Below are 22,545 nucleotides of genomic sequence, written 5' to 3' on the forward strand. Positions count from 1 at the left end.
ATAACTATTTTACCGTAGTTTCAAAATCAAGTTTCTTCAACCCCTCTTTAATTTCCGGGCAACTCATAAATAACTTCCACAACAAACCGGTGCGGTAGTTTTCTATCATCACCACAATAGGGCCCTGATCAATAGCCAGGTGTGAAGATGCGTACCATTGCTTTGTTTCATTAAATGCATCGGTAAAGCCATACTCCGTCCAGATCTTATCGCCCAGATCGTAGTAAAAATGTTTGAGCGCCTGCATGGAATATTCAGGCGTGTAGGGGAACGCGGATAGTGCTGCGGTGGGCGTGATAGTGCCCCAGTCGTTTTCTGGCGAATGTGCATTATACCCGTCATAAGTGTCGCTGGCGGTGAGCCCCCAGCAGTTGGCGCCGTATCCTTTAAATCCTTTTGGATTGCGAACGCAGTGTTCGCGGTTGATAAGCGTATGATGCAGGTTTTGTTCCCAGTAATCAGCGTACCGGTCTTTTAATCCGTGCGGATTTAACCCGAGGAAAGAGTAATGTGAGAAAAAGAGCGGTCCTCCGTAATCAAATCCCAGCGGGAGTTTGATGTCATAAAAGGTACGGTCGTTCCTGAAATAAATATTGTTCACCCAGCCCTGGTGATATACTTCCGGGCTGATGGCGTAACGGGGGGAGGAAGCGGCCAGTACATAAGTAATAAGACATTCGTTCCATCCTTTGATTTCATGATTCATACTCCAGCCATTGTTAGGGCTCCAGTGCCAGTACAATACATTGCGTCCGCCCTGTGTGTACCAGTTCCATTCTGTTTCGTTCCAGGTCCAGTTGATCTTATTTCGTAGCTCCGTTTCCGTTGGTGAGTCATTGTTGAAATACTGACGCGCGCAAAGGAGACCCTGAAACAGGAAAGATGTTTCCACCAGGTCGCCGCCATCATCTTTACGGCTGAAGGGAATTGTTTTACCTGTGTTGCCATTCAGCCAGTGTGGAAAAACGCCATGATAACTATCTGCTTTCCGGAGGAAGTCCACAATTTTCAGGAGCCGTTGTGCGGCGGCTTCCCTCGTGATCCACTTACGTTCTGCAGCCACAATGATCGCCATTACGCCAAAGCCGGTGCCGCCGGTGGTCACTACTTCATCGCCGTAATCAAAGGTTTTGTTGCTGCGTTCGCGCGCCATACCGGATACCGGGTGACCAAAATCCCAGAAGTAACGGAAGGTTTGTTTCTGTACCAGCTCCAATAATTGTTCGTCCGACATTTTTTGCCGGTTCACCGCTATTTTCTTTTGTGCCATAGCCGGCTGCAGCAGGAAAAACAAACAGCCGATAAACAGGATATACTTCATTACTTTTCTTTTTTCAGAGATGGGGGCTGGTAAAGCCCAGGTTATGCATACCGGTTTTTATTTCCGGGCAGCTCATTAACAGGTTCCACAATAACCCGCTGCGATGGTTTTCTATCATCACTATCACCGGCCCCTGGTCGATGGCCAGGAATGAATTGGCAAACCAGATGTGCTGAAGGGAAAAGGCGTCTGTAAAGCCGTATTCCTTCCAGATTTTATCGCCCAGTTTGTAATAGAAGAATTTCAGCGCCCGCATGGATTCCTGCGGGGTGTAAGGAAACGACGATAAGGCGGCAGTGGGCGCAATAACGCCTACATCATTGACAGGCGAACTTGCCGTATAGCCGTTGGGGATATCACTGGCAGTAAGGCCCCAGCAATCGGCGCCATAGCCATAGTTCTTTCCCGGGTTGGCAACGCAATAGGCGTAGTTGATGCGTGTATGATTTACCACCTGTTCTTCATAATCTGCGTACGTATCTTTTAATCCTTTGGGATTGATGCCGAGGAAAGAGTAATGCGAGAAAAACAGCGGTCCGCCCAAAGCGGGTCCCAGCGGCAGTTTGATATCGTAATATAAATTGTTGTTGCGTATGGCGCCGTTATTTGCCCAACCGCTGTCGTAAGTAGCTTTGGGTACCGGCGTTTGTGCGGAGGCCGCGAGGATGTAGGTAATCAAACATTCATTCCATCCTTTCACCGGCAGGTTCATGTCCCACTTATACTCGTTGCTCCAGTGCCAGTACAGCACGTTTGCATTATCTTTCCTGAACCAGTTCCATTCCACTGCATTACAGATCGCGTTGATATCATTTCGTAGCTGCGTTTCCGTTATATCTGCATTTTTAAAGTATTGGCGTGCGGTTAAAAGTCCCTGGATGAGATAGGATGTTTCCACGAGGTCGGCGCCGTTATCTTTTGTGCTGAAAGGAATAGCTGCGCCGGTGCTGCCATTGAGCCAGTGCGGGAAGGCGCCGTGAAAGCGCGCCGCCTTTGTGCCGAGGAAAGTGGTTATTTTTTGTATGCGTGCCAGTCCTTCGCTGCGGGTAATAAAATGGCGTTCTATCCCGGTGATGATAGCCATGATGCCAAAGCCGGAGCCACCGGAAGTAACGGTTTCGCCGCTGGTGTTTCTTTCGCGTGCGAGGCCGCTTACCGGGTGACCAAAGTCCCAGAAGTATTTGAATGTTTGCTGTTGCACCAGCGTGAGTAGTGCATCATCAGAGATCCGCGGGAATTTATCGGTGGTATCTATGGCGGTTACCAGCGACAATGAAACAGCTGTTTGAAGTTTGGCGTTCTTCACCGACAGCAAAGTAGTACCCGCAGTAACCGTATAGGCGGTGAGGTTAGACAGTGGCGCAACGGGTTTCAGTACAAGGGTACTGTCGCCGTGCTCCCACGTTACGTTATAAGGCACGTTATCACCGCTTTTAGCGGTAAAAGAACAGGCAGCAGCAACAGAACTACGCAACACTGCATCGGAAAAAGAAATCCTGACAGCGGGTTGTGTACCGGTACCGTAGTAAGAAAAACCGGCAGACACGCTATCCACACGCTGCGCCTGAAAGCTGAAGGAGGCCGGCGTAACGGGCGGAGGCGACGTATTGTCGCCCCCGCTCTTACCGCAGCCTGCTGTTATTATCAATAATAAACAAGCTATCCATTTCATATCAAACTATTTACCCCGCCCTTCCAGTTTAACCAGGGCGCTGACATCTGCTTCTTCCAATGCTTTATTATAAATTCTTACTTCATCCAGACCACCGGTGAGATAGCTGGCCCAGTCCTGTGCCGTAGCTTCAGAAGTAAGACTGGGAACGGTCTGGAACTGGGAAGTACCAAACACCATTTTGCCCGGGTTCAGGAACTGGATCGGACCGGCTCCGCTCATCACGTGTGTGGCGATCTTTAATCCATTTACATATACCTTAAAAGAATCCACACCGTTGTAGGACAATGCGAGGTTAGTCCACCTGTCCCAAACATTCTGTAACTCATAGTTACCCAGCCATGCTTCTCCCTGTGCGCTGGCTACGTGCATTTTCAGTATCGCCTTTGTGTCGGTACTGCCATTTTCAAAAAAGATATCGATGTTGCCCCAGAAGCTTTTTGTATTGCTGAGACTGAGCAGTCCTACGATACCGTTGGTATTTTGCGGGTTGTTTACCCACAGCGTGATAGTAAATGCTTTGAGACCGGTGATAGCAGTTCCTGGTGTGAACAGCGCATATGCTTTGTCTGCGCCTTTAAGGGCGCGGCCTTTGATACCTGTAGTGAAAGAGGTACCGCTATTGTCGCAGTTTGTTTTAGAGATGCTGTCGGTGAGGTTATCGTTGAATCCCCAGTAGGCCACCAGGTTGCCCGGAGCAATTTCGGATGCGCTGGTATAACCACCGATAGATAATGCCGGTTTATAGCTGTCGGCATCAAACTTTTTATAGCAAGACGACGCGAACAGCGTGATGGCTGCCAGCAGTACGTATGATTGATATCTGAAGTTCATAATAGTTTTATTAGAGATTAGTAACCCGGATTTTGTGTCAGTGTTCCTGCGCTGATATCAATTTCATTCTGCGGAACAGGCCATACCTCATTTTTTCCGGCCACGAAGCCTTTAGTACCAAATAAGGCAGCGCCTCTTCCCTGGCGGATCACATCAAAGTAGCGGTCGTTTTCCATGGCCAGCTCTACTCTTCTTTCATGCCATATTGCATTGCGTAATGCTTCTTTATTGGTAGTGGTTACATCAGGAAGTATGGCGGCATTGTTGCCACGTGCGCGGGCCCTTACAGCGTTCAGCGAGGTGAGTGCCAGGGCTGTATTACCTTGTTCGTTAGCGGCTTCTGCGTTCATGAGCAGCACTTCCGAATAACGGATTACACGCACATTCTGATCGGCACCTTCTGTATAGCCGGTTACGAACAAACGGAAAGGCACATACGATTTCTGGTTGAACATCGGGTTATCGCCGGTAGGGGGGATAAGATCGCCTTCCGGTGTGGTTTCTCCCCTGAAAATGATGGTAGCATCCCTTCGCGGATCGCCGGGTTCATACTCACTTACGAGGCTTTGTGTGGGAACGTTGAAGCCCCATCCACCGCCTACAACACCTTTTACGCCCTGTATTTGCGAGTACTGGGAGTTAGAGGCATCTTTACTGTTCAGGATCAGCTGGCACTGGATTTCAAAAACGGATTCTTTGGAATTTTCATTCGCAATGCGGAACAGTTGCTCATAGTTAGGATACAGGGTATATCCCAGTCCCATTACCTGGTTGGTATAATTGAGCACATCCGGCCATTTTTTGAGGTACATGGCCACCTTTGCATGCAGGGCCAGTGCGGCGCCTTTGGTAGCACGTCCTGCGTCGGAGGCGGGATATGCCGGCGGCAATACCGCTGCTGCTTCCGTGAGGTCTTTTTCAATAGCTGCCCATACTTCTGCCTTTGGCGTTCTTGGTAAATTATATTCGCTGGCGTCCACTGCTATTTTCAGGCGCAGGGGCACATCACCGAAGGCGCGTACCAGCCGGAAGTACGCATACGCACGTACGAATTTTGCTTCAGCGAGGTAGCGGTTTTTCAGTGCATCGTCCATACTGATGGCAGGAATATTATCCAGTACCTGGTTACAGAAATTAATTTCCTGGTATTGTCCTTTCCAGAAATCAAGGATTTGTCCTTCTGTAGCAGTTACCGAAAAATCGTCGTACTTATTGAGGAAGCTGGCATCGGATGCGTTACTTCCTTTTTCGGCGTCGTCGGAGCCCAGGCTTTCTATAGCGATGGCGGCAAATGCTACCTGTTTCCATTCGCGGAGGTTAGCATAAATAGCATTTACTGCTTTGGTGGCATCTGCTTCATTTTTCCAGAACTGTTCGCTGGGTTGCTGTCCCTGTGGGGGTACATCGAGAAATGATTTCCCGCAACCAGCGATGGCCAATAATGCCGGCAATATAACGCCACCGGCTAAACGTTGTATATTAAGTTGAGTATTTCGTTTCATAACAAGTCTGCTTTATTATCAGAAAGTAACATTTACACCAAAATTGTAGGTTGCGTAGAGTGGGTATACGTTGTTATCGATACCGGCTTCCCTGGGCTTACCGCCAATTTCCGGTGTGAATCCCCGGTATTGGAAGAAGTTGAAAGCATTCTGTGCGTTTGCAAATACGCGCAGGTTTTTCATGCCCCATCTTTCCGTCATAGTAGCGGGGAAGTTATATCCCAGCTGGATGTTCCTGATCCTGAAGTAGCTGCCGTTTTCCACGAAGAAAGAGTTAGGCAGGTAGTTATCGCGGCCGCCGATGAAAGCAGAAGGATAGGTATTGGAAGTACCTTGTCCATGCCAGCGTTTATCGTAAAAATCTTTGGTGAAATTTTCATTACCAAAACGCGCACCGAGATTTACATTGTATACATCTACACCTGCCACGCCCTGGAAATCGAGGGTAAGATCAAATTGTTTCCACGAAAAAAAGGTATTAATACCGTAGCTGAAGCGGGGGTTCGGGTTACCCAATGGCACGCGGTCGTTTGCATCAATAACGCCATCAGGCACGCCTTTTGGTCCGCTTACATCCCTGTATTTAAAGTCTCCCGCTCTTGCTTTGGGCTGTGCGGAGTTTAATGCTTCCGCATCTGTCTGGAAAATTCCATCTACCATATAGCCTATAAACTCACCTATGGGCCTGTCGACCATAGTACGGGTACTCAGTGCGCCACTGGTGAGGCCACCACCGCCGCCATAGATAGGATTTTTACCGGATACCACACTTAATACTTTGTTTTCGTTATAACCGAGGTTACCTCCAACGGAGTAAGTAAAGTCTTTCTTTATCTGGCTTTTCCAGGTTACTGCAAATTCAAGGCCGCGGTTCTGAAGATCGGCCTGGTTGGCGATGATAGTACCGGAATTAGTACCCACAGAACCTGGAATGTTTACATCAAAAATGGCCTGCACTGTTTTCCGGTTATAGAAACCTGCTTCCAGGTACAAGCGGTTATTAAGCATACTGGCTTCCAATCCCACATCCGTACCTACGCCTTTTTCCCAGTAGGTAGTAGGCGGTACTACGGAGTTGATGCTGGCGCCGGTGTATACATTACCACCAAAGACAGCAGTGAGGTAAGGATCCTGGGCTACTCTCAATATGGAGATATTGGAAGTAACAGAGGCATTGCCTATCTGGCCCCAGCTGCCACGCAGTTTCAGGTTATCGAAGAAATGTTGTTGCTTCATAAAGCTCTCCTCGCTGATGATCCAGCCCACCCCTACTGAAGGGAAATAACCCCAGCGTTGATTGCCATAGAACCGGGACGCGCCGTCGGCACGCAGCGAAGCATTGAGGAGATACCTGTTTTTAAAGGAATAATTGATTCTTCCGAAATAAGAAGATACGGTGTAGATATCTCCTTCATCTGTTATTTCCCTGCCGGCGGTGCTGCCAAGTTTCAGGTACATATCTCCTTCACTGTTATTCGGCACATTAGGTGCGGTAGCAGTGAGCTTATAAGTTTGATAACGCTGTGCGCCCTGGCCCAGCAATACTCTCAGGTCGTGGTCTTTGAATTTATTCTGATAGGTCAGTGTATTTTCCACGATCCAGTTGCGGGTATCGGTATTTTCGCGGGTGAGTTTACTGTTGGTAGCGCGTTGTGCAATGGTAGCCGCAAACACGGGCACATAGTTGCGCATCAGGTTTTCGCCGTATTCACCACCAATGCTGGTGTGAAAAGTAAAGTGTTTGGCAAACCGCAGGTCAGCGTATAAACTACCTGTAACGGTTTGTTTTTTAGTGAACTGGTTGAAAAAGTCGAGGGTTGCCTGTGGGTTGAAGTTTGCACCTTCACCGAGGTTATAATCGTTCGGATCACCATAAGTACCATCGGCATAATGCACCGGTACTACGGGGCCGGCACTATACAACTGGCGCCAGATAAAGTCGGGAACGTCATTTGATTTATTGGCAGACGCAGTAACCGTGTAACCAATCTTCAGTGGTTCAAATACCTGGAAATCGTTTTGTAACCGGGCGGTATAGCGGGTAAAGTCGTTGGTATTCACTAAACCTTGCTGGTGCAGATAACCTATAGAGAAATTATAGGTAGATTTTTCTGATCCACCACTTACAGACAGCTGGTGATTGGTTACCAGTGCATTCCGGAGGGTTTGGTGGTACCAGTCGGTGCCTCTTCCAAACTGGGAAGGATCATCGAACAGTGGGGGTTTATTCTCGTTGCGTTCCTGCAGTTCATTAACCAGGGTGGCATACTGACTGGCATCGGCCATTTTCACCTCGTTGGTTACTTTCTGATAGCCTACATAGCCGTTATAATTCACGACCGGCTTTCCGGATTTTCCTTTTTTTGTGGTGATGAGCACTACACCGTTTGCCGCACGTATACCATAAATAGCTTCGCTGGAAGCATCTTTCAGGATACTCATGTTTTCGATATCGGCAGGGTTGAGGAAGTTGATATCATCATACCACACACCGTCTACCACATACAACGGGTTGGCGCTGCCATAGATGGTACCTGTACCGCGGATCTTGATTTCAGGCGCTGCACCGGGCTTTCCCATATTGGTAATGGTTACGCCGGGCACTTTTCCCTGGAGGGCGCTTACCGCGTTATTGATAGGCTGTTTATTGATCTCTTCTCCTTTAACCTGGCTGATAGCGCCGGTAACATCCACCTTGCGTTGAACGCCATAACCCACTACCACTACCTGTTCCACCATGCTCACTGATTCTACCAGGGATATGTTGATCACAGAGCGGCTGTTAACCGGTACTTCCTGGCTGGTGAAGCCAATAAAGGATACCAGCAGCGTGGCATTTTCCGGTACCGTCAGTGTATACGTGCCATCCGGCCCGGTAACGGTTCCGCGGGAGGTTCCCTTGACGCTGATGGTAGCACCGGGTACCGGTGTATTTCCATCTTTACTGGTTACCTTACCGGTAATTTTGATGTCCTGCAATTCCCCGGTGTTGGCCATGATGACCACCAGGTTATTCTCAATTACTTTATATTTCAGGCCGGTATTGTTGAGTATTTCGCTCATGAGGTCAGCCAGACGTGTGTTGGTTACATCCACATCCACTTTCTTCCTGATGTCTTTCAATGCGTTGTTATACAGGAACCGGTATTCGCCTTGTTTCTCAATACTACTGAGCACTTTGGCAATCTCCGTTTCTTTGAGCCGGAGAGTTATCGTTCCCTGCCCCTTCGCATTGGCAGATACCTGGAGCACACCTGCCAGCAGCAGTACGGCGGTCCAATTCATAATTAATAAGACTTTTTTGAAGGCATGGGAGGGTCGCTTCGCAGTTGTTAGCGATTTTTTCATACTTTTAGATCTAGAGGTAATAAAATGGAAGCCAGCTGTTTTTAAGGATTGGCGAAGCTTCCTGTTATGCTTCAGGAGGGAAATGTTGGCGCATTTCCCTTTTTAGTTACCAGTAGCTCAAGACGAATTAAATCTGTGTCCTTTTTTCATAACGGAAATATTACTGGTTAATAATAATTTCTGTACCGTGGATGGTATAATTAAATGCAGCAGTCATTTGTAATGCCTGCAATGCCTGTTGAATGTTTTCCTGTGCAAACACACCGGTGAACCGCAGCTCTTCTTTCTTTTTATCAGCAAACTGAATAGTTACCCCGTACCAGCGCTCCATACGGGCGGCCAGCGATGCGAATGACTCATCGCGGAATACGAGTTTATTTTCCATCCAGGAAGTTTCTACAATCGCATCTTCTTGTTCTGCATAGTAAGTAAGATGTTTTACGGCCATTACCGGATCATTGGTTTTCACCTCATGTAAAGAGTCGTCCGATACCAGGATTTTTTCCGTGGGTTTCAGAATGATCCGTTCGCCGGGGCGGCTGGCGAGAGAAGCCTCAATACTGCCCTGCAGCAGCGTGGCTTCGGTCATTTTATCGCCCGGATAAGCTTTCAGGTTAAACCGGGTTCCCAATACTCTCACATCCATGCGGGCGGTGTGGATAATAAAGGGGTAATCCGCGTTTTTAGCGATATCAAAAAAGGCTTCGCCGCTGAGGTTTACCTCGCGGTTGTTATTGCCAAAATCTTTGTTGTAAGTTAGTTTACTGCCGGCATTGAGCCATACGTGGGAGCCGTCGGGCAGTTGTATGGAAGTGCGGGAACCATTACGGGTAGTTACTTCGCTGATAGCGGGTGAATGAGCGGCTTTTCCTGCGGGCCGCCACCACCAGGCAGCTGCTGTGATGAGGATACCGGCAAGTGCAGCGGCTGCAAGGTAACGCAGCCAGGGGCTTCTTGTCCGGGTTTCCAGCTGGAAAATAGCAGCCTGTTGTTCTTCCGTTGGTAAACCTATAGCTATCCCCTTCTCCTGCATGCGGCTGATAAGACGGGTATGCGCGTCCTCTCCTTCCGCCCTGTCGGCCGGATCCGGCGTTGTTTTCCAGATATCTGTAATGGCTTCCACGGGAAAGTGAAGATCAGGATGGGCACGCAATAAACCTTCCAGCTCCTGCAGTTCTTCTGCAGATGCTTCTCCGGCCAGTTTCCTGCCTATCAGTTCCCATACGCGCTTATTATTCATAACGATTTCGATAGCTACTCTGTATATAGGTACCATTTGGAATCAATATCTACTAAAGGAAACAAAAATATTTTTGGGACGGGGTATCAGCGGGAGGATTTCTTCAGCTGCACATTCAGTACCCTGGCTATTTTAGCGAGGGCAACAGCGAGCTGGTTGTCAATGGTTTTAACGGACACATTCAGGATTTCGGCTATCTCTTTATATTTCAGGCCGTCTTCACGGATCAGCTTAAAAATGATCTTGCAACGGGGCGGCAATCCTTCGATAGCAGCCTCAATGCGCGAGAGCATTTCTGCCGTCAGCAGCATCTGTTCGGGGTTCTGGTGCGGACTTGCCAGCTCTACGGATAATTCATCAATCGTAATAGCAGACTGCTTCTTTTGTTTGAGCAGGTATTTCAGAGAGGTATTTTTTACGCTTACATACAGGTATACCTGCAGGTTATTCACGTTTTCCAGCTGCTGGCGGCGTTCCCAGAGGCTGATGAACACGTCGGACACTACTTCTTCGGCCGTTTCGGCAGACTTTACAAAAGAGGTGGCGAATTTCAGCAGTGGCTTATAGAAGTGCAGGAACAGTTCCCTGTACGCTACCTCGTCGTCGTATAAGCCGATACGACGCTGCCATTCCTTTATTTCATTCGCGTGGAACATAAAGTGAAAGTGATTAGCTGCTTCTGTGGACAAAGTAAAGAAAAAAAATGATGCGGTGAGGCAGGTGGGGGAACTTGCAGGTTAAAACCGCCAATTTCTATTTGTAACTTTTACAAATTAATGTCCAAATTCATTGAACGCTATAGTTTCGATTTTCGTACTATGCCTGTCAATATACCGGACCCGTGTTGCCATAAAAACAAATCCATCAGTCGCATAAGTCCCTAACTGCTTGCTTTGGTTATTTTATTGATATACAAAGTATCCCATAATCTCACTCTATCTATAACATCCCTTGTAATCCCGGCTTTTTTTTCAATATCATCACTATCAATATTGATTAACGCCATATCCCATTTCCCTGTTGTTTTATTTCCATAAACATAACTCCCCTTATTGCTTATAAGTAATCCACAATAATTTCCCCAGCCAGGATTAAATCCTTCCAATACAATACAATCCTGTAATTCTGATAGCTGTATCCTGTTTTTCTTATATAGTTCTTCCCTGCCTTTACTGCCAAAATTGATAATACTTATATAGTTTTCCTTATCACTGATTTTTACATCATAATAAGACCTTTGATTTTGATACACCTGCCTCATTAAACTCTTATCACGGCCGCCCGTTGGGATTTTACATGATATCCCCAATAGTATTAACCCTATGTAAAATATTAATTTCTTTATCATTGATTTAATCTTAAAAAACGCTGGATGCGTTTATTACTAAAAGAAGATCATATTGCGACTAAATGCCCCGGTTATCGAAAGCAATTAACTTCCATTCATCTTCGTCACAGGAATATTCAAATACTGTTTTTGACCCTCCTCCATTAGAGAAGTCATAATTGCGATTCTTATAAGTTATATAAAAGTTGATAATAGTGACTATAAACTTATTTCTATTTAATGTAGTAAGTACTTTCCAGGCATAAATACCTTTTGACAGTATTTTCTTATTCCGGTCATCATGAATATTAATAAATTTAAACCTACTACTAAATGACACATAGCTTAATGGCTGATCATGCTCATTTAACAAATACAGGTTTTCAAGATAATGCCAACTCTTCTGTTTTTTACTCGTCTCCAAAAATTGTGTATACATCATGGTGATGGCTGAATCAACCATTGTTTTATAGTCGTCTTTATTTTGCTGCGCATGAACCGTTAAAACACAGACTAGTATGATCGTTATAAAAAAGGCTACTTTCATATATTACTTCTTATGCGTCACAAGATTATCTTGTGGAACAGTTGCAATCACTCCGGTACTATTGTAGATGTAGACTATTCCGTTGCTTCCCGAAAAATCAAAACTTGCTCGTCAATATGAGTGTGAAATAATGCTCTTAATCATGCTTCCCTGGTCCAAAGTATTTTCGACAAAATACGCTGATTGTAGAGGAAACCCCGATTTAAAACTCGTAACAATAACATCGCCCACATTACTTCCTTTATCCATAGGGACCTTATCCTTTTTTTTAAAGAGTGTAACCATCTTTAAATGCTCCTGCCATTCATGAATTTTGATCCACTTATCAAGATAGTAGCGATATGCAATAATATTTGCCTGACTTCCATTATAATATATTAGATAATTTACCAATCGCTTTATTTCGCCGTTTTTTACAACCTCAATGACAGCCCACTTCTTATCTTTCCAATTAAAATCAGCGCTGATTTGTTCCAGGAAAAGCAATCTTATTGATTTATAATTAATACTGTCAACTCCTTCCCATGCTTCCGGCATTGCTTCCAATCTATTCTGATACAGTTCTCTCTCTTGTCCAGTAATTGCTGATGCTGCATTCTCTTTCAACACAGACAAACTCATTTTATTCCAATGTTGAAGTAAATTATAAATACTGGGATTATCAACATTATTAACGATCCCCAAAAAACCGATACAAAGACACGTTAGTATTTTCATTGGCTTCAAATATTACGGAAATTTAATTTCAAATCCATCTTATAATTTATGGGCTTTACCCTGGAGGAATCGGTGCGAATGGTTGCAAGCGTCGCTTTATATTTTTTAATATATAAGTCCATTACTTCTCGCATACTTCTCAAATACTTCTCAGATACTTAGGACTCGTCTATGCGTTGTAGTCCCTGTACAGTCCCCATACAGTCTCTATACTCTCCCCATACACTTCCCATACTCTCACTATACACTCATAATACACTTCCAATACACTCCCCATACACTATGACTATTTTGCGGACCTACCGATTCCGGCATAAACCGACAAAAAACGGCAAAAACGGCGGATTTGTTTTTCCCCTGCTTCGTCAATGCATACCTTCGTATCGTATTCCGGAATACAATCCTGTATAAAGCTTAACAGGCATAGCTACAGAAATTGCTTCTTTTTAAATCAAAATACTTTATTATGACGCATCCGCACGAAATACGAGCAGGAACACTATACTGAAATATCCCCATGTCAATGAAAACAGGACATGCATAATAGTTTCAAACCGTTTGCCCTTCCATAACAACGGAGAGTAAACAAAGAACTGGAAAAGCAGCCGGCATAGCCAGAAAACAAATAATCCGAACGACAACACATGCCCCAGGCGCGTATACAGGATATCTTCGGTAGCATAAATACACCCTATCCCCATCAGCAAAACCATCAATGCAATAAAAAAGGTGTGCACATACATGATCTGCCTGCTCAAAAGACTAATCGCCGTGAACTCTTTCTTCCAGTTAAAATAGCGTGGAAAGAAAATATGTGCCAGGGATAATAGCACCAGTATATAACCGGTAATTTTAAGATGCAATTCCATTTTTCTGCAATATAAAGGCCGATAAAAAAGGGGTGATCTTCTTTTCTTTTTCCAGGGTCAGCTGCGCTCCTTCAAAAGTCCGCCTCCAGGTAGCACCCGAAAAAAAGTGCAGGAACCCAATCGTATATGCTATAAAGTTAGGCGTATCCCGTAAATGCTCCAGTACCACAATTCTGCCATCAGCAGCCAGGCAACGACGCAGCTCTTTGAAAAATATGGTCCTTTCCACAGGATCTCTGATTTCATGTGCTGCCAGCAAAAGAAACACTACATCCACCGATGCAGGCTCCAGCGGAACAGCGACCGTGCTGACGGTTTTCGTACCAGCATAAGGCGCATATCTTTTCCGGGCACGTTCAATAGATACCTCGGTATGCATCTCCGGGTTATAAAAATCAAATACCTGTAAGTCGGCTTCCGGGTATTTATTCGCCAACAACTGGCTGGTTTCATCAAACCCTGCGTGAATGTTTACTATTCGCCCGTATGGCCGAAGCTCCATATCGTCCAGCCACAGTAAGGTATATAAATCTGAACCGTCATAAATATACCAGGAGACGACTAACGACGATAAGGTAGCAATGGCAGCGCCACACAACATCAGCCGGGTTAACGTGTATTGCGTGAATAGCAAACCTCCTACCAGTAACAGCAAAAACAACACATACAAATGCCAGTTGAAACGGACAATATTTACAATGCCCTGAAATGGCGTTCTGTTTATCTTCTCCATATATCTACTTTTCCTTTTTTCCAGTAATAGGGAATTTGCCGGATGATGAATGCATTCGCCAGCCGGGCGCCCTGTAATGCGGGAGCGTTTAAAAATCCTGCCTCGTTATGTAATACCGATACCGGTACAGGCGTCCAGTTTTCCCTCACGCCTTCAATGATCAACACTTCATCAGAATGCCTGTTACAGGTAAATGTAAAAGGCAGCGGGCCCGCAAACCGCCTCGCCTCCTTCCAGTTATTAAAGGGCGATTCCGCCGGCAATGCCGCTGTTTCATTGCCGGTATCAACCGTGATATCCAATCCCGATGCCGCTGATTTAACAATCATCATATCGTTTTCCTCCGTAATGCTGATATCTGTAGTGGTATAACTATAATGGGTAAACAGATTTCCGAAAAACTCCATCTTCTTACTGTCTGTTTCTGATTTCAAAATATACAAACCCCGCAACCGCTTTCCTTCGCTATTAGAATAACGTACAAACACGCGGTAACCGGTTAACACAAAATCACTTCCCATAAAAGCAGGAAACCCTTTGGGGCGAAGGTGCTTTGTTTTCACTATGGCAATAGCAATAAATGCCCACTGTTCCTGGAATACATCCAACTCCAGCTGCGGGGGTATCAACGGTTCCAAAACCGCTATTGGGAGGGCGTAAGTAAGCACCAGGGAGCTTTCAAAAAAAGCTTCCACGGCAAAGGGATGATTTTTAAGAAAGGCTAACATGGGTTTTAAATTCGTTCCGGTAAATAATAAATATAAAAACGGCAGCGATGATGATATTTATTCTCCCAAACAACAACAGGTCGGGAGCTGCTATAAACTCTATGACGTTCATAGCCGCTACCAGCAGGATTTGCGCGATAGCACACCAGCGGGATTTTATCCTGGAAAGTATCCATATCGCCATCCCGGCTTCCAGGATGCCAATGGTACGGGTAAGTAAAGCTGCATGGGTTTCACCAAGTATTCTTGCTACAATTAACTGGTGTCGTGGAACATAGTTCAGCACCTTACAAAATACGCCATTTATCATCCACACGAGGGCTATTCCAATGTTAACCACATTTTTTTGCTTACCAAAGGGCATGAAACAAACTTTATTCCCCCAAGTTAATACAAAAAGCGCCGGACTCAAAAAAGAGCCGGCGCCTGTCTATAAAACAACTCCCCCTTATTTACTCAGATCCCACGCTTTCAATGTATTCAACTGCACATCTCCGTTCTCTGCAAACACTGCTAATCCCGTAGCCGCTTTATCGGGGAATATTAAAGTGGTGAGCACTTTTTCTCCGTCGTTTACAAATACTTCTACAGATGATTTATCCACCAGCACCTGTAACCTGATTTTATTGTTAGCCGGTGGAATGCCTACGTGTTGTACATCTTTTCCATCGCGGATATACAGTTCATTCCGTTGTACATTATACCCCACAACTACCTGCTCTGCTATTTTAAAGCCAAAATCAGTGGCGGTGCCAATGGTAAACTCAGCATCCACCCAATTGGTATTGGTATTAAAACCTTTGCTGCTGCTCAACTCCAGCGCTTTGCTATTAATGGTTTGCGCTTTCAGTGTTAGTTTTTTAGCGGCAGGTAATTTATGAAGATAGGTGCTGATCGCTGCAGATGGTTGCTGGAATAAACGTATACCCGATGCCGTAGTTTTCAGTTGCAGATCGCGCGGAATCGACATCTGTCCGCGCCACGGTGAGGTAGGCGTTTCAAATGGCATGAGCCAGCCGATCATCATTTGCCGGTTATCCGGCAGATGATTGTAAGGTATGGCAGCGTAGAAGGTTTTGCCGTAATCCACAAACAGCTGGCTTTCCGGTTTATTATCATTGGTGAATGTTTTGCCGTCGAAGTCGCCGGTAAAATACTGCATACCGGTAGCCGCGTCCTGGTTGCCGGAAGATACCATCAGCAACCATTTCTTTTTTGCAGGATCACCATCTACATACAGGGGCGTTAAAGACGGGCACTCCCATATTTTACGGGTATCGCCCTGGTTGCCGAATTCACTCAGCATCTCCCAGTTCTTCAGGTTTTCTGATGAGTAGAACTGTACTTTATGCTCGGCAGGTACCGCTACTGTCATGAGCCATTTGTGCTGGTCTTCCAGCCAGATCACGCTGGGATCGCGGAAATCCTTCTTCTGAATATCTACTACCGGGTTGCCGCTATAGTTGGTGTAGGTTAAACCGCCATCGTTACTAAAGGCAATAAATTGTGATTCCTTTTGCTGCTTTGGCTGATCTGCGGTATAAATAGCTACAATGGGGGCCTTTCCATTTTTACCAAAACCGCTGCTGTTATGTTCGTCCAATACTGCGGAACCGGAGAAGATCCAGGTAGTGGTATCTTTCTTTTCTATTTCCGGAATAGCAACGGGCAGGTGTTTCCAGTTAATCAGGTCCTTGCTGGTAGCATGTCCCCAGCTCATGTGGCCCCACTTGTTTTCAAATGGATTGTGCTGGTAATACAAATGATACACCCCATCTATATAGATCAATCCATTGGGATCGTTCAGCCAGTTTTTGGGCGCCGTAAAATGATACACGGGGCGCCATTGCGGTGTAGCCTCCTGGGCGTGTAGCCATCCGGGTAATAATCCTGCCAGTAATATGGAAAAAAGTCTCTTCTTCATAACAATGATATTTAATTTTACCAGCCGGTGTTTTGTTTATATAACCCTTTGCTGTAGTTAATCTGGTTTAATGGTATGGGCAGGTATTCGTCCCTGCCTTTTTTGAAGGAAGCATCATTCAGGTGAGCCCGGCGTGTTTTTTCCACGGCAAAATAAGCATTGAGATAATCTGCCGCAATACCCCAGCGTACCAGGTCGAAGAACCGGGAGCCCTCCATCGCAAATTCCAGCCGGCGCTCCCAGCGTAAAGCCTGCCGGGCAAAGTCGGTGGACCAGGTGCAGTTAACACCCGGCTGATAGGTATTCATTTTATAACTGGATGTAAAGGTACCATTTGCCTGTTTTAATAAGCCGGTGCTGGCAGCGGCTCTTCCCCTCACCTGGTTGATGAGTGGCAATGCTTCGGCAGCGCGTCCCAGTTCTATCAATGCTTCTGCTTTAAATAACAGTACGTCGGCATAACGGATAATCTCCCAGTTTTTGGAACTCGACATAAAAGGCGGCACCTTCTGAAAAGTAGCATCACCGGGTAACACCGCTTCTTTGAGACTCAGGTAACTGCCATATACTTCCGGCGCACGGGCCCAGGCGCGCTTGTACAGAAAAGCGGGATCGTATTTGTAAGGATGCCCGGGAATAGCCACGGTATGGTCTAAACGCGGATCAAAGGTATGGGTATGAAAATCCGCTTCCGTGGTAATGTTCACGTTATTGAATGTTTCAAACATCGGGAGCCCGTTGGCGCCTGTCTGAAAAGCATTCACCAGGTTACTGCTGGGCGAATGAAAACCGCAGCAGCCATACTCCTGGTTCATCGGGTAATCCAGCGCATGTCCGTAGTCAAGGCGGCCTTTGGGCGTTCCATCATCTTTTGAATACTGGATAGCAAAAAGGGACTCCGGACCGTTTTCACTTTTCGACAGGAAGTTATTTGCATAATCAATAGCCAGCTGGTATTTACCGGAGGCAATCACTTCATCGCACAAGGTATTTACCTGTTGCAGCAGGGCAGCGTCAATACCGGTCACATGGTTGTTTTCATCCTGCTTATAGGCTTCATACAACAGGGTTTTAGCCAGGTAGGCTTTTGCCGCGAATTTATTGGCTCTTCCTATTTGCGGTTGTATATCGGGAAGATGGGAAGCGGCAAAAGTGAAATCATCTGCGATCTTCGTCCATAGTTCCACATTGGAATAAGTGCGGTTGGAAATGGTATCATAGGTTTCCTTTGGCGCATTTTCATCGATGTAAGGAACATATTTGAATAATGTTTTCAACAGGAAATAATAGTGTCCTCTCAGGAACTTCATCTCTGCCTGCCGTACTACCTTTTCCGGAAATTGGGTTTCAGTGGCTTTGTTCAGGCGTGCCAGTGCATCGTTTACACGGCCAATGCATACATACAGGCGAAACCATACCAGGTCGGAGGAGCCATTATCCACCCTGTTCAGGGAAAAGGTTTCGTAAAAGTGGTAGTCGCTGATATCACCGGCGCCGTCACCGCCTTTATACGCATCGCCACTGCGGATATTGCCGTAAGGCCACATGCTGGAATAAGGAGCCGTATAGTGATCATTACCCAGCGATGCATAGGCGGCGGTCACCATTTTTTCGAGATTGGCCGGCGAGTTCAGGTCGTCGCCTGAAATAACGCCCTGTGGCGTTTGATCCAGGAATTTGCTGCAAGCGCCGAGCAACAGGCAGCTGAGTAAAAGAATATATTTTGTGTACTTCATGGTGGCTGTGTTGTGTGTTTAAAAAGACAGGTTTAAGCCGATCGTGCCAATCACCGGAATAGGATATGCGTTGTTGGGATTCTCCGGATCGGTGGCGGTAAAACCTTTGTTCTTTAACGTGAGCAGGTTGCTGCCCTGCAGATATACCCGTGCTGTTTGCAAACGCTTGCTGAACAGGTGCTGGAAACTATATCCCAGTTGCAGGTTCCTGAGTTTGAGATAAGAACCTGATTCCAGGAAGTAGGTAGATGTCCGGTTTTCATTGTTACGGTCTACCAGTGTGAGCGCAGGAATGGAAGCGTTTGGATTTTGTGGTGTCCATGCATCCAGCGTACGTGCGCCCCAGTTAGTTCCCGGCCAGATGGAAGAGAAGTCGGTGTATGTTTTATAGGTATTATATACCTGGATACCTTGTATTCCCTGCAGGAAGAAGGTCAGATCAAAGTGTTTATACTCCAGTGTTACATTCAGTCCGTAGGTAAAATCAGGATCTCCTTTGCCGATATAGTCGCGGTCCTTATCATCGATAACGCCGTCGCTGTTCAGGTCTTTGTACCGGATACGGCCCACGCCTTTCCCAATTTGTGTGGCATAGTCATCTACTTCTTTTTGCGAGCGGAATAATCCATCTGCCACGTACCCGAAGGTGGAATTAATAGAGTGGCCGAGAATGGTTTTATCCTGTCCGTTGCCGGGATAGGACGTAAGTACTTCCGGCGGCAGTTTGGTGATCTTATTGCGGTAGGTGGCTACGTTACCTGTAACGGTGAGCGCCAGGCCAGGTGCAATGTTGCCGTTATACGACAGCAATACTTCCAGTCCCTTATTTTGCATAGAGGCGCCGTTCACGAATTTGGTGCCGCCTTCACCAATCACTGCGAGGTAAGCCGGGCTGATAAGGATGTCGGATGTCTTCTTAATAAAATAATCTACGGAACCGCTAAGGTGATTATTAAACAAGCCAAAATCTATTCCGGCGTTGGATTCCATGGTGCTTTCCCATTTCAGTGCGGGATTGCCCTGCTGGATCAGTGTATATCCGGACGATAACTGCCCGGAGCCTGCGCCACCAAGATCATACGCGCTGCCGCTGTCGAAATCCCAGGTAGGATCTATACCATAAATAGCGGAGTATAAAGTATAGGTGGCGTTATTGGCAATTTCCTGGTTGCCCGATCTGCCCCAGCCATAGCGGAGTTTCAGGTCCGACAGGAAAGGCAGGTTTTGTTTGATGAAATTTTCTTCGCTTACACGCCATCCGAGAGATACCGCGGGGAACATCCCGAAACGGTTTTCTTTACCAAAGCGGGAAGAACCATCGCGGCGCAGGGTAACCGAAGCGAGGTATTTATTATCGTAAGAATAGTTTGCTTTACCAAAATAAGATAATAACGTATAGCCGCTACCGGTACCTCCGTTATCTTTATTGGAAGATCCTGCATTGAGGTAGGCATAGTCGATATTCTCCAACGCGTACCCTTGTCTGCTGGCGTAAAAATTCTGCGCCATGTATTTAATCTGTTCTTCTCCCAACAGGAAATCGAACCGGTGCTTTTGCAGTGCTACGTTGTAAGTGAGCGTATTTTGCCATACCCAGTTACCATTATAATCCTGTGAGGTTTGGGAGAAGTTGGACGGATCAGAAAGGAATCCCGAAGTATACGATTTACGCAATGTACGCTGATAAGTACCATTGTAATCTATACCATAGCTGCTTTTGAAGTGGAGGTTGGGAATAATTTCTATGTCGGCATATACGTTACCGAATAAGCGCAGGAAATTACTTTTGTTCTGCCGGTTATCTTCAATAAGCCGAACGGGATTCTGCCTGTCGGTCATGCCGGGAGCAGGGCCGCCCCAGCCGCCATCAACGGTATGTACCGGCACCACCGGTTGTTGTACCAATGCTGCAAAAAGAATGTCGGTGGCAGGTACCAGCGCATCCCTGATATAGGTAGCAGACAGGTTCTCTCCTATTTTCAGCCGGCCTTTGAAAAAGGAATAATCCGTATTAAAGCGGGCAGTTATTTTCCGTTGCTGTGTTTCTTTTACGATGCCTTTGTTATTGTACATGCCAACCGAAAAATAGGAGTTCCCTCTTTCGTTGCCGTTGGCAATAGACACGTTGTAGGTTTGCAGCAGGGAAGTTTGTGCAATCTGGTCGTACCAGTAGGTATCGGCCGGCTTCATGGTTTTGGCGGCATCAATAAATTCCGGCAGGTTAATTTTGTTAAGCACCGGGTTGTTATAATCGCCGTTCCAGTCGTACTGATAAATCTGGTTGTTGTTGGGATCAGTACGGTCATTCACGGCAGCCTGCCAGTAGGCGCGGCCGCGGCCTTCCGTATTCAGTGTTTTTAATTTGGTACTGTAATCCTGCAAAGAGGCAGATACATCTGCGGTGATGCGGCTGTAGCCTTTCTTCGCTCTTTTGGTAGTAACGATGATTACGCCGTTTGCCGCACGGGAACCATAGATGGTAGCAGCAGAAGCATCTTTTAATACCTGGATGGATTCAATATCATTCTGGTTCAGTTCCTGCAATCCTCTTTTGGTAGGGATACCATCAATTACATACAGCGGATCGTTATTACCCAGGGTACCGATACCGCGGATACGCACCGTGGCATTGCTGTTGGGATCGCCGTTGGAGGTAATGAATACGCCGGGAACGCGGCCCTGCAGGGCTTTCACCGGGTTGCCGAGCGGAATGTCTTTTATTTCACTCACATTCACTACGGATACAGCGCCGGTAAGATCGGCCTTTTTCTGTGTCTGGTAACCGGTTACGATTACCTGGTTTAAGTCGGTGGCATTATCTTCCATTTCTACGGACATATTGCCTTCGGCAGCTTTTAACGACATAGGCTTCATGCCTATATAAGAGAAGTTGAGCACTTCCCCCACGGCAGCCGGCAGTGTGAATTGCCCGCTGCCATTGGTAATGGTGTTCCTGTTGCCCGCCTGTACGGTTACACCGGGCAAAGGTGTTCTGTTTTGTTTACTGACAACGGTACCGGTGATGTTCCGTTGCTGTGCAATGGCGAAGAGGCCGAACAGCAACATCGGTAATAAGTAAAACAACTTTTTCATAATGGAATTTGTGAAATGGTGGTGTGGAAATGTAATAATTGGCTAAGTGTGCTGTGGTATTTTCATCAGGCTGTATATCTCGGATGGATCATATTGCGGACAGCCACCGGGGCGCGATGCCACCAGTGCGCCCAGTGCATTGGCATACGCCAGGCTCCAGGCAGGGGAACGTTGTTGCAGCCGGCATACGAGGAAGCCGGCCAGGAAAGCATCGCCGCTGCCAATGGTATCTGCTACTATCACGGACTGTCCTTCCTGGTAATAAAAAGCCCCGTCGATGTACCCCATGCAGCCTTTACTGCCCAGGGTGACAACTATAGTAGAGATGTTAAATCGGGAAGACAATGCCCGTACCTGTTCTTCGTGCGTTGGCCAGGTACCGTACCAGGCGCTGATCAGCTCCAGTTCTGCGATGTTTAGCTTCAGCAGGTTGCAGCTACCCATAAGCCATTCCAGTGTTTCGCGGGAGTACCAGGGCGCACGCAGGTTGATGTCCAGCACTTTTATGGCGGTTGACTGCAATGCTTTACGGAGCGTATTCCGGGAGATCTCATGCCTTGCCATCAAACTGCCAAAAACAATATACTGCAGGTCATCTCCCGTTAGTAAAGCCTCCAGGGAAGCATTCCAGGCAATATGATCCCAGGCCACGGGGTACAGGATATCATACTGCATATCGTTATGCGCGTCCATCCAGGCATTTACTTTGCCGGTGGCGTAGTTAGTATTCGTTTGTACGTAAGCGGTAGAGAGCTGCATGTTGTTCATGAGTTGCAGCAGCCTCGTGCCATGATCATCTGTACCTGTGGCCGACACCATCGCAACGGACTGCGACAGTTTCTGCAAGTGATACGCTACGTTCATGGGTGCGCCGCCCGGCAATTCCTGATCCGGTAAGATGTCCCACAATATTTCCCCGAGGCAGGCGATGTTATACTTTGTCATAAAATGTTT

Annotated in this window: 18 protein-coding genes; all 18 read right to left on the reverse strand. The window is 46.6% G+C overall.

Annotated elements, in window-relative coordinates; genetic code table 11:
* Window positions 1-4: 4 nt before the first annotated feature.
* The 18 genes from B5Z18_RS09415 to B5Z18_RS09500 all read right to left on the reverse strand — a co-directional run bounded on the left by B5Z18_RS09415 (window position 5) and on the right by B5Z18_RS09500 (window position 22,536).
* Window positions 5-1,321 (reverse strand): glucoamylase family protein, encoded by a 1,317-nt coding sequence (locus tag B5Z18_RS09415; protein WP_079469106.1) that lies wholly within the window; start codon window positions 1,319-1,321, stop codon window positions 5-7.
* A 13-nt stretch (window positions 1,322-1,334) separates the two neighbouring features.
* Window positions 1,335-2,993, reverse strand: coding sequence for a glucoamylase family protein (locus B5Z18_RS09420; protein ID WP_079469107.1), 1,659 nt, complete (start codon window positions 2,991-2,993; stop codon window positions 1,335-1,337).
* Between the two features lie 6 nt (window positions 2,994-2,999).
* Window positions 3,000-3,827, reverse strand: a complete 828-nt coding sequence (locus tag B5Z18_RS09425; protein ID WP_079469108.1) for a LamG-like jellyroll fold domain-containing protein — start codon at window positions 3,825-3,827, stop codon at window positions 3,000-3,002.
* Window positions 3,828-3,844: 17 nt separating this feature from the next.
* A complete protein-coding gene (locus tag B5Z18_RS09430; RefSeq protein ID WP_079469109.1) occupies window positions 3,845-5,329 on the reverse strand; it encodes a RagB/SusD family nutrient uptake outer membrane protein in 1,485 nt (494 codons plus the stop codon).
* Window positions 5,330-5,347: 18 nt separating this feature from the next.
* Window positions 5,348-8,614 (reverse strand): TonB-dependent receptor, encoded by a 3,267-nt coding sequence (locus B5Z18_RS09435; protein ID WP_200817221.1) that lies wholly within the window; start codon window positions 8,612-8,614, stop codon window positions 5,348-5,350.
* A 223-nt stretch (window positions 8,615-8,837) separates the two neighbouring features.
* Window positions 8,838-9,953 carry a FecR family protein gene (locus B5Z18_RS09440; protein ID WP_079469110.1) on the reverse strand — a complete coding sequence of 372 codons (1,116 nt, stop codon included), beginning with the start codon at window positions 9,951-9,953 and terminating at the stop codon, window positions 8,838-8,840.
* Between the two features lie 50 nt (window positions 9,954-10,003).
* Window positions 10,004-10,573 (reverse strand): RNA polymerase sigma-70 factor, encoded by a 570-nt coding sequence (locus B5Z18_RS09445; protein ID WP_079469111.1) that lies wholly within the window; start codon window positions 10,571-10,573, stop codon window positions 10,004-10,006.
* Between the two features lie 224 nt (window positions 10,574-10,797).
* Window positions 10,798-11,265 carry a hypothetical protein gene (locus tag B5Z18_RS09450; RefSeq protein ID WP_143313533.1) on the reverse strand — a complete coding sequence of 156 codons (468 nt, stop codon included), beginning with the start codon at window positions 11,263-11,265 and terminating at the stop codon, window positions 10,798-10,800.
* 58 nt (window positions 11,266-11,323) lie between these two features.
* Window positions 11,324-11,791 (reverse strand): hypothetical protein, encoded by a 468-nt coding sequence (locus B5Z18_RS09455; RefSeq protein ID WP_079469113.1) that lies wholly within the window; start codon window positions 11,789-11,791, stop codon window positions 11,324-11,326.
* A gap of 111 nt (window positions 11,792-11,902) precedes the next feature.
* Window positions 11,903-12,508, reverse strand: a complete 606-nt coding sequence (locus tag B5Z18_RS09460) for a hypothetical protein (protein WP_079469114.1) — start codon at window positions 12,506-12,508, stop codon at window positions 11,903-11,905.
* 464 nt (window positions 12,509-12,972) lie between these two features.
* On the reverse strand, window positions 12,973-13,377 hold the full coding sequence (locus tag B5Z18_RS09465; protein ID WP_079469115.1) for a hypothetical protein: 405 nt from the start codon (window positions 13,375-13,377) through the stop codon (window positions 12,973-12,975).
* Window positions 13,361-14,110, reverse strand: coding sequence for a class I SAM-dependent methyltransferase (locus B5Z18_RS09470; protein WP_079469116.1), 750 nt, complete (start codon window positions 14,108-14,110; stop codon window positions 13,361-13,363). The genes B5Z18_RS09465 and B5Z18_RS09470 overlap by 17 nt, the downstream gene beginning before the upstream one ends.
* Window positions 14,098-14,838, reverse strand: coding sequence for a DUF2071 domain-containing protein (locus B5Z18_RS09475; RefSeq protein WP_079469117.1), 741 nt, complete (start codon window positions 14,836-14,838; stop codon window positions 14,098-14,100). Before B5Z18_RS09475 ends, B5Z18_RS09470 begins: the two co-directional genes overlap by 13 nt.
* Window positions 14,822-15,202: a DoxX-like family protein gene (locus tag B5Z18_RS09480; protein WP_079469118.1), complete on the reverse strand. Its 381-nt coding sequence runs from the start codon at window positions 15,200-15,202 to the stop codon at window positions 14,822-14,824. The genes B5Z18_RS09475 and B5Z18_RS09480 overlap by 17 nt, the downstream gene beginning before the upstream one ends.
* An 84-nt stretch (window positions 15,203-15,286) precedes the next feature.
* Complete coding sequence (locus B5Z18_RS09485; RefSeq protein WP_079469119.1) at window positions 15,287-16,762, reverse strand: glycoside hydrolase family 32 protein; 1,476 nt, start codon at window positions 16,760-16,762, stop codon at window positions 15,287-15,289.
* A gap of 17 nt (window positions 16,763-16,779) precedes the next feature.
* Window positions 16,780-18,498 carry a RagB/SusD family nutrient uptake outer membrane protein gene (locus B5Z18_RS09490; protein ID WP_079469120.1) on the reverse strand — a complete coding sequence of 573 codons (1,719 nt, stop codon included), beginning with the start codon at window positions 18,496-18,498 and terminating at the stop codon, window positions 16,780-16,782.
* An 18-nt stretch (window positions 18,499-18,516) separates the two neighbouring features.
* Window positions 18,517-21,591 (reverse strand): SusC/RagA family TonB-linked outer membrane protein, encoded by a 3,075-nt coding sequence (locus tag B5Z18_RS09495; protein ID WP_079469121.1) that lies wholly within the window; start codon window positions 21,589-21,591, stop codon window positions 18,517-18,519.
* Between the two features lie 42 nt (window positions 21,592-21,633).
* Window positions 21,634-22,536 carry a carbohydrate kinase family protein gene (locus B5Z18_RS09500; RefSeq protein ID WP_079469122.1) on the reverse strand — a complete coding sequence of 301 codons (903 nt, stop codon included), beginning with the start codon at window positions 22,534-22,536 and terminating at the stop codon, window positions 21,634-21,636.
* Between the last annotated feature and the right edge of the window lie 9 nt (window positions 22,537-22,545).

The organism is Chitinophaga ginsengisegetis (assembly GCF_900168065.1).
Classification (GTDB): Bacteria; Bacteroidota; Bacteroidia; order Chitinophagales; family Chitinophagaceae; genus Chitinophaga; species Chitinophaga ginsengisegetis.

Coding starts and splice junctions, on each gene's coding strand:
- B5Z18_RS09475 (WP_079469117.1), bottom strand. CDS start 14,838: ATGTTAGCCTTTCTTAAAAATCATCCCTTTGCCGTGGAAGCTTTTTTT.
- B5Z18_RS09450 (WP_143313533.1), bottom strand. CDS start 11,265: ATGATAAAGAAATTAATATTTTACATAGGGTTAATACTATTGGGGATA.
- B5Z18_RS09435 (WP_200817221.1), bottom strand. CDS start 8,614: ATGAATTGGACCGCCGTACTGCTGCTGGCAGGTGTGCTCCAGGTATCT.
- B5Z18_RS09465 (WP_079469115.1), bottom strand. CDS start 13,377: ATGGAATTGCATCTTAAAATTACCGGTTATATACTGGTGCTATTATCC.
- B5Z18_RS09445 (WP_079469111.1), bottom strand. CDS start 10,573: ATGTTCCACGCGAATGAAATAAAGGAATGGCAGCGTCGTATCGGCTTA.
- B5Z18_RS09490 (WP_079469120.1), bottom strand. CDS start 18,498: ATGAAGTACACAAAATATATTCTTTTACTCAGCTGCCTGTTGCTCGGC.
- B5Z18_RS09430 (WP_079469109.1), bottom strand. CDS start 5,329: ATGAAACGAAATACTCAACTTAATATACAACGTTTAGCCGGTGGCGTT.
- B5Z18_RS09425 (WP_079469108.1), bottom strand. CDS start 3,827: ATGAACTTCAGATATCAATCATACGTACTGCTGGCAGCCATCACGCTG.
- B5Z18_RS09485 (WP_079469119.1), bottom strand. CDS start 16,762: ATGAAGAAGAGACTTTTTTCCATATTACTGGCAGGATTATTACCCGGA.
- B5Z18_RS09500 (WP_079469122.1), bottom strand. CDS start 22,536: ATGACAAAGTATAACATCGCCTGCCTCGGGGAAATATTGTGGGACATC.
- B5Z18_RS09415 (WP_079469106.1), bottom strand. CDS start 1,321: ATGAAGTATATCCTGTTTATCGGCTGTTTGTTTTTCCTGCTGCAGCCG.
- B5Z18_RS09495 (WP_079469121.1), bottom strand. CDS start 21,591: ATGAAAAAGTTGTTTTACTTATTACCGATGTTGCTGTTCGGCCTCTTC.
- B5Z18_RS09480 (WP_079469118.1), bottom strand. CDS start 15,202: ATGCCCTTTGGTAAGCAAAAAAATGTGGTTAACATTGGAATAGCCCTC.
- B5Z18_RS09460 (WP_079469114.1), bottom strand. CDS start 12,508: ATGAAAATACTAACGTGTCTTTGTATCGGTTTTTTGGGGATCGTTAAT.
- B5Z18_RS09455 (WP_079469113.1), bottom strand. CDS start 11,791: ATGAAAGTAGCCTTTTTTATAACGATCATACTAGTCTGTGTTTTAACG.
- B5Z18_RS09420 (WP_079469107.1), bottom strand. CDS start 2,993: ATGAAATGGATAGCTTGTTTATTATTGATAATAACAGCAGGCTGCGGT.
- B5Z18_RS09440 (WP_079469110.1), bottom strand. CDS start 9,953: ATGGTACCTATATACAGAGTAGCTATCGAAATCGTTATGAATAATAAG.
- B5Z18_RS09470 (WP_079469116.1), bottom strand. CDS start 14,110: ATGGAGAAGATAAACAGAACGCCATTTCAGGGCATTGTAAATATTGTC.